The organism is Frankia sp. AiPs1 (assembly GCF_023716945.1).
GTDB lineage: Bacteria > Actinomycetota > Actinomycetes > Frankiales > Frankiaceae > Frankia.
The window spans coordinates 1-7024 of the sequence record NZ_JAMQQF010000303.1 but is presented as its reverse complement, the minus strand read 5'-3'; the positions used below and the strand labels follow the sequence as shown (position 1 = coordinate 7024).

The window sequence follows — 7024 nt, the reverse complement described above, 5'->3', positions numbered from 1 at the left end:
GCCTCGGTGCTCGCCGCGGGCGGCGAGGCGGTGGCCAGGCTGACCCGCCGCCCGCCGCCGCTCGCCCGCGGCCAGCTCCACTACCTGCGGTGGAACGCGATCCCGGACGCCACTCGAGCCCGGACCGAGCTCGGCTGGGAACCGACCTCGCTGGCCGAGGGGCTGCGCCGCACCCTCGCGGAGCTCGACCGCGCCTGACCCGGTCCCGCGCCCACCGGTGGCCAGCCGGCGAGACTGACCGGTCAGCCGGCGACACTGTTCGGTCAGCCGGTGAGGCTGTTCGGTCAGCTGACGAGGTTCTCCGGTCGACCGTCGCGGACGTACTGGTCGAGCTGCCGGGCGATCACGCTCCAGATCCGCTGTGACACGCCGGTGGTCATGCCGCCCACGTGCGGGGTGAGCAGCAGGCCCGGGGCTCGCCACAACGGATGGTCGGGCGGCAGCGGCTCCGGATCGGTGACGTCCAGCGCCGCCCGCAGCCGTCCGGACTCGAGCTCCGCCAGCAGCGCCGCTGTCACGACATGGGGCCCCCTGGCGGCGTTGACCAGGATCGCGCCGTCCGGCATACGGGCGAGGAACGCGGCGTCGACCAGGCCGCGCAGCTCGTCGGTGAGCGGCAGCATCACCACCACGGCGTCGTGGCCCGCCAGCAGGTCCGGCACCTCGTCGAGGGTGTGCACGCCCGGCCGCGCCCGCCGGGCGACCATGCTGACCTCGGTGTCGAACGGTTCCAGTCGCCGGCGCAGGGCGGTGCCGAGATCGCCCGCGCCGAGGATGAGCACCCGCCGGCCGGCGAGCGTCCCGGTCTGTCGTTGCTCCCAGCGGCCGGCGGCGGCGTCGGTGAGGAACCGCGGGATCTCGCGGTAGAGGGCGAGCAGCGCGCCCACCGCCCATTCGGCGGTGGAACCGCCGTGTGCGCCCCGGGCGTTCGACAGGGCCACCCCCGCCGGCAGCCGACCGTGCCACTGGTCGGTGCCGGCGCTGATGGTCTGCACCAGGCGCAGCTTGGGTAGACCCCGCATCGCGTCGAGCTGGGGCTGCACCTCGCTTGCCGCCACGACCAGCACCTCGGCCTCGCGGGCTGCCGCGGGCAGGGGGGCGTCCGGGTCGTACCGCAGCGGCTCGATCCCGGGGACCGCCGACAGCGCCGTGACGCCGCCGTCGGTCGGGACGAGGACGAGGACGGGTCTGGACAAGAAGCCTCCCTGTTCTGCGCTGGTCTGACCCTTCTGTCGTACCAGAGCGGCGGCCCGGACCCGTCCCCGCGGCCACGCGTTACGGGCCCGCGGGCCGCGGTCCCCCGTCTTTTGTCGGGATGAAAGCCCTGCCGTTCCGCCGGGACAAAACGGACACGGAGGGGCGGGGAGTCGGCGAGGAACGCGGATGCCCGCTCCGGCGGTCCGGGGGGATCCGGCTGCGTGGCCGACATGATGCGGCCGGTGCAGGATTTGCCCAGGTAAGGGCGGCCGTCGTCACATAGCCCGGTCCAGGGGTTCGACGGCCGGTAAATACCGCTTATTGTGGTAGGCCTATCCGGTCATTTCGCCGGCGTCATGGCGGGGAGGGCGGCGACGTGAAGCGACCGGCCCGCACCCCCGCCTCCGGTGACGTTCCGTCCGCGGAAGGCCAGACCAATCCACCCGCTGCCCGAGGGAATGCCGGGCCCGCCGCGCAGGAGGCGATCGGTCCTCGGACGGCCGTCGAGCCGAGACCGCCGGCCGCCGGTGCGGCGATCGGCACCGACGATGCGACGTCGCCGATCTATCGCGGGTCCCCGGTCACGCCCACCCGGCCCGTCGCGTCGCCGCTGTCCGCCGTCCCGGGCGGGCCGGTCGCCGGCGGCCCCGGGGATCCGGTGGGTGGTTCGGGGGACCCGGGCAGCGGGTCCGGGGGTGAGCCGGCCGCGCGTGGTCCTGGCCGCCGCCGTGGCCTGCGGTCCCGGATCACGCTCATCTTCGCGGCCACGCTGAGCGTCGCCGTCCTCGCCACGACGGTGTCGGGCTGGGTGGCCCTCACCGTCTACGACCGCAAGATCGCGCGGGCGAGCATCGCCCTGCCGCATGTCGAGGTCTCCCGGCCCCCGGCGGTGCCGGCGGGAACGGAGAACTGGCTGCTCGTCGGCTCCGACGTGCGGACCGGCACGGACGCGGCGAAGGTCGGCGGGGCTCGCTCGGACACCATGATGATCGCGCACCTGTCGTCGGACGGCACGACCCGGATCGTCTCCATCCCGCGGGACCTCTACCTGCCGATCCCCGCCTACACCGACGGCGACGGCGGCGCCCACCGGGCCCGCCGGGACCGGGTGAACAGCGCCTTCAACAGCGGCGGGCCGGCCCTGCTGGTCGCGACCCTGGAGCAGCTCACCGGGGTGCGCATCGACCACTACGCCGAGATCGACTTCGGCGGGTTCCAGCAGATGACCACCGCCATCGGCGGGGTGGACGTCTGCCTGACCGCCTCCCCGTACGTCGAGACGGTCACCCTCGACAACGGCCGGCGGGTCCACGCGACCAACCTCAACGACCCCAGCTCCGGGTTCGTCGGGCAGCCGGGCACCAACCATCTGATCGGCGCGCAGGCCCTCGCCTTCGTCCGCCAACGGCACGGATTCATCGACGGCGACCTGTCCCGCATCCACCGCCAGCAGGCGTTCCTGGCCGCGGTGTTCCGCAAGGTGTCCTCCGGCGACGTGCTGCTGCGCCCCGCCAAGCTCGCCGCGTTCCTCGGCGCCGTCACCCGGTCGACGGTTCTCGACAACGGCACCGATATCGCCGACCTGCGCCGACTCGCCGACCGGCTGCGGGGCATGGACAGCGGTGCGGTGACCTTCGCGACGATCCCGGTCACCGGGGAGGTGGCCCATCCGGCGTTCTACTTCCTCTACGACCCCGACGCCGTGCGCGCCTTCTTCGCCCGCACGATGGGCGAGGACGGCAGCACGGCGGACGCCGACAGCGCCGGGGCGTCGCCGGGGGCCGGCCTCGATCCCGGCGATTCCCCGGGCGTCATCCCGCAGCCCGGGGTGACCCCTTCGGCCACCGTGCCGGCCGCCGGCACGGACGGGACCGCCCTGAGCGCCACCCCCACCCCCACCGCCACCTCCACCGCCTCCTCGGTGTCGGTGTCGGCGGGAGCCTCGCGTGACGCCGGCCGGGCCAGTCTGGTGGGCTCCGGCCTCGTCGTCGCCGGGCCGTCCCTGCCGGGCGCTGCCGTCACCCCGCGCAGCGCGACTCCGAGCACCGCCCCGAGCGCCGGGGCCGCCGAGCCGGCAGCGGTGACCGCGACGACGAGCCCGACGGCCGTGCCGACCACGACGGCCGTGGCCTCCTGCATCCAATGATCGTGCCCGCCGGGCGGCCCGTTCCCGTCCACGGCGGCGGCGTTTCGGCGCTCACGCTTCGGCTCATGGCCGGGGTCGCGGAAAACGGCAGCTGCACTAGCCCGTGAGTAGCGCGCGGGACATGACGACGCGTTGAACCTGATTGGTGCCTTCGTATATCTGGGTGATTTTGGCGTCGCGCATCATCCGCTCGACCGGGAAGTCGCGGGTGTAGCCGGCGCCGCCGAAAAGCTGCACCGCGTCGGTGGTGACCTCCATCGCCACGTCCGAGGCGAAGCACTTGGCGGCGGCGGAGACGAAGCCGAGGTTCGGTTCGCCGCGTTCGGCCCGGGCGGCCGAGACGTAGACGAGGTGACGGGCCGCCTCGATCTTCATGCCCATGTCGGCGAGCATGAACTGGACGGCCTGGTTGTCGGCGATCGCCCGGCCGAACTGGCGGCGCTGCTTGACGTAGCCGAGGGCGGCGTCGAGCGCTCCCTGGGCGATGCCGACGGCCTGCGCACCGATCGTCGGCCGAGTGTGGTCGAGGGTGGCGAGCGCCGTGCGCAGGCCGGTGCCCGGCTCGCCGATGATGCGGTCGGCGGGGATCGTGCAGCCGGTGAAGTGAATCTCCCGGGTGGGGGAGCCCTTGATGCCGAGCTTGCGTTCCTTCGAGCCGATTTCGAAGCCGGGGTCGTCGCGGTGCACGACGAAGGCGGAGATGCCGTCGACCTTCTTCGTCGCCTGCGGGTCGGTCACGGCCATCACGGTGTACCAGGTCGACACGCCGGCGTTGGTGATCCAGGTCTTGGTGCCGTCGAGGACCCAGTGGTCGCCGTCGAGACGGGCTCGGGTGCGCATCGACGCGGTGTCGGAGCCCGCCTCCCGCTCGGAGAGCGCGTAGGAGATCATCGCCTCGCCGCTGGCCAGGGAGGGCAGCACGAGGCGCTTGAGCTCCTCGGAACCGGCGAGGATGATCGGCATGCTGCCGAGCTTGTTCACCGCGGGGATCAGGGAGCTCGACGCGCAGACGCGGGCGACCTCCTCGATGACGATGCAGGTGGCCACCGAGTCCGCGCCCTGCCCGCCGTAGGTCTCCGGGACGTGCACCGCGGCGAACCCGGCCCGGTCGAGCGCCTCGCGGGCCTGGACCGGGAACCGCTCGTGCTCGTCGACGTCGCCGGCGAACGGCGCGATGTCCTTCTCGGCGAGCGTGCGCACCGCCTCCCGTAGCGCGGTGTGTTCCTCGGCGAGCTGGTACAGGTCGAAGCTCGGATTCACAGCAGGCCGCCTTGGTCGTCGGGTCCTCGGGTGGCGCGCGGGTCAAGACCGCCCCCAAGACTAAGGCCGTTCCCAGCGCTCAGGCCGCTCCTGGGGGTTCAGGCCGCGTAGTTGTGGAAGCCGCGGCCGGTCTTCTTGCCGAGCAGTCCGGCGTCGACCATGCGCATGAGCAGCGGCGGCGGCGAGTACAGCGGCTCCTTGAACTCCTCGTACATCGACTCGGCCACCGCCTTGACGGTGTCGAGGCCGATGAGGTCGCACAGGCGCAGCGGGCCCATCGGGTGGGCGCAGCCGAGCACCATGCCGCGGTCGATGTCGTCCGCGACGGCGAAGCCGGACTCGAGCATCCGCACCGCGGCCAGCAGGTAGGGAACGAGCAGCGAGTTCACCACGAAGCCGGCCCGGTCCTTCGAGCGGATCACCTCCTTGCCGAGCCGGCCGGTGACGAAGCCCTCGGCGGCGGCCTCGGTCGCCGGCGCGGTCAGCAACGACGGGACGATCTCGACGAGCTTCTGGACGGGCACCGGGTTGAAGAAGTGGATGCCGACGACCTGCTCCGGCCGGGACGTCGCCATCCCCAGCTTCATGATCGGAATCGACGAGGTGTTGGAGGCGAAGATCGCGTCCGGCCGCGTCACGACCTTGTCGAGTGCCCCGAAGATGTCCGCCTTGAGCTGCTCGTTCTCGGCGACCGCCTCGATCACGACGTCGCGGTCGGCGAAGTCGCCGAGATCGGTGGTGAAGGTCAGCCGCGCGAGCACCGCGTCCCGGTCCGCCTCGGTCAGCTTGCCGCCGCGGACCCCGCGGTTGAGCGAGGACGTCAACCGCTTGCGACCCGCGCTCAGGGCCGGCTCGTCGATCTCGCGGACGGCGACGTCCAGGCCCGCGCGGGCGGCGACCTCGGCGATCCCGGAGCCCATAAGCCCGCACCCGATCACGCCCAGGCGGGTGAACGTGGCACCCGGATCGGCCTCGGTCGCGGCTTGCTGGGCGGCTGTCACCTGAGCGGCTGTCACCTGAGCGGCAGTCACCTCGGCGGCCGTCGCCTGGGCGACGTGGTCCGCTGTCTGCACCGCATCCACCGAAATTTCTCCTCGTGCTCGCCTGGTCGCGGATCTGCCGGGGGGACATCGACGGTGCTGGAACCGAGGCGTTCCCGCCGACCGGCCACCCGGGCGTGGCGGGGCAACCGCTGGCGGCGCGCAACGGATCCCGGCCCGCTTCCACGAGGCGTCGGGCGGCTGGGGCGACGGCTCCGGACACCGCTTCCATGTCCGCGTTCCAGCGTAGTCCGTGCGCCTGTTCCGCTCATCAGAACGAACGTCGTCCCAGGTCAGGACTTCAACAGCAACGACCAGACCGGCAGCGTGGCGAACGACAGCGGCACCCCGACTCCCACCAGCAGGCTGGGCAGCGGGGTGGCGAGATCGTGCCGGGCGGCGATGAGCGCGCCCGCGACCATCGGTGGCATCGCCGCCTCGAACAACGCGATCGTCACGTCGTGGTCGCCGAGCGTCCCGGTCAGCGCGTAGACCCCCACGACCAGCGCGGGAGCGACGATCAGCTTCACGCCGAGGCCGAGCACCAGCTCGCGCCACCACTGCCGGACGGCCCGCACCTCCAGCTGCATGCCGATCGAGAACAGGGCGAGCGGCGTGAGGGTCGCGCCGAGTGAGGCCAGCGCCGAGTCCAGCCAGCCGGGGAAGGCCACCGGCCGTAGCATCAGCGCGGCCACTAGGGCGACCAGCGCCGGCGCGGTCAGGACGCGGCGAGCCAGCTCCGCCCGGGGCAGGGACGCCCCGGCGACGATCGTGACGGCGCCGAGCACCACGGTGTTGAGGAGCAGGAACGAACCGAGCTGGTCGACGAGCACGGCGATGGGCACCGACGACGCCCCGAAGAAGACCGTGACCATCGGGAAGCCGACGAAGCTGGTGTTGGCCACCGCCGTCGCGGCGATCAGGGCCGTCACCGTCTGGCGGGACAGCCCCATCAGCCGCGCCGCAACCAGGTACAGCGCCGTGGACAGAACGAACAGCAGGTAGGGCGCGGCCACCACGAGCGCGAGGTTGTCCGGGAAGGTCACGGTGTGCATGGCGCGGAGGACGAGCGCCGGCAGCGCGATGTCGAGCAGCCAGGTGTTGACGACCGAGGCGGCCTGGGCGGGCAGCCGCTGCCGGCGCCGGACCACGATGCCCGCGACCAGGCCGACCAGCAGGACGACCAGGGCGGACATCCGGCCATCGTGGCAGTCGACGCCACCGGGTAGAGGCCGCACGTGGGCCAGCCCACGTCAGCCGACCCCGGGCAGTTCAGCCGGCCCCGGGCAGTTCAGCCGACCCCGAGCAGCACGGCCGGTCGGCGGGCGGCTCAGCCGTTCGGCGGGCGGGCGGCCGGCCTCGGTGTCAGCCGGTCGGCGGG

The 7024-nt window shown here is 72.9% G+C and carries 5 protein-coding genes and 1 pseudogene; 2 read left to right on the top strand and 4 right to left on the bottom strand.

The genetic code is table 11. The annotated features are described in order from the left end of the window. Window positions 1-198: pseudogene (locus ND748_RS21305) on the top strand (dihydroflavonol 4-reductase); the annotation flags it as partial. Window positions 199-284: 86 nt separating this feature from the next. Here ND748_RS21305 and ND748_RS21300 read toward each other — a convergent pair. Then, entirely contained in the window at window positions 285-1196 is a 912-nt protein-coding gene (locus ND748_RS21300; RefSeq protein WP_251747756.1) for a 2-hydroxyacid dehydrogenase, read from the bottom strand. A gap of 377 nt (window positions 1197-1573) precedes the next feature. Between ND748_RS21300 and ND748_RS21295 the strand changes: the two genes are divergently transcribed. Beyond that, a complete protein-coding gene (locus tag ND748_RS21295) occupies window positions 1574-3343 on the top strand; it encodes an LCP family protein (protein ID WP_251747755.1) in 1770 nt (589 codons plus the stop codon). A 96-nt stretch (window positions 3344-3439) separates the two neighbouring features. Here the strand turns inward: ND748_RS21295 and ND748_RS21290 are convergent, their stop codons facing one another. The 3 genes from ND748_RS21290 to ND748_RS21280 all read right to left on the bottom strand — a co-directional run bounded on the left by ND748_RS21290 (window position 3440) and on the right by ND748_RS21280 (window position 6839). Continuing rightward, window positions 3440-4603 carry an acyl-CoA dehydrogenase family protein gene (locus tag ND748_RS21290; RefSeq protein WP_251747754.1) on the bottom strand — a complete coding sequence of 388 codons (1164 nt, stop codon included), beginning with the start codon at window positions 4601-4603 and terminating at the stop codon, window positions 3440-3442. Window positions 4604-4701: 98 nt separating this feature from the next. Then, window positions 4702-5604, bottom strand: a complete 903-nt coding sequence (locus ND748_RS21285; RefSeq protein WP_308205684.1) for a 3-hydroxybutyryl-CoA dehydrogenase — start codon at window positions 5602-5604, stop codon at window positions 4702-4704. Window positions 5605-5936: 332 nt separating this feature from the next. Then, the gene (locus ND748_RS21280) at window positions 5937-6839 is read right to left on the bottom strand and encodes an AEC family transporter (protein ID WP_251747753.1); all 903 of its coding nucleotides are present in this window, start codon (window positions 6837-6839) and stop codon (window positions 5937-5939) included. Window positions 6840-7024: the final 185 nt, after the last annotated feature.

What these genes read in the sequence shown, in the direction of transcription:
- ND748_RS21280 (WP_251747753.1), bottom strand. Translation starts at nt 6,839, where the DNA reads ATGTCCGCCCTGGTCGTCCTGCTGGTCGGCCTGGTCGCGGGCATCGTG.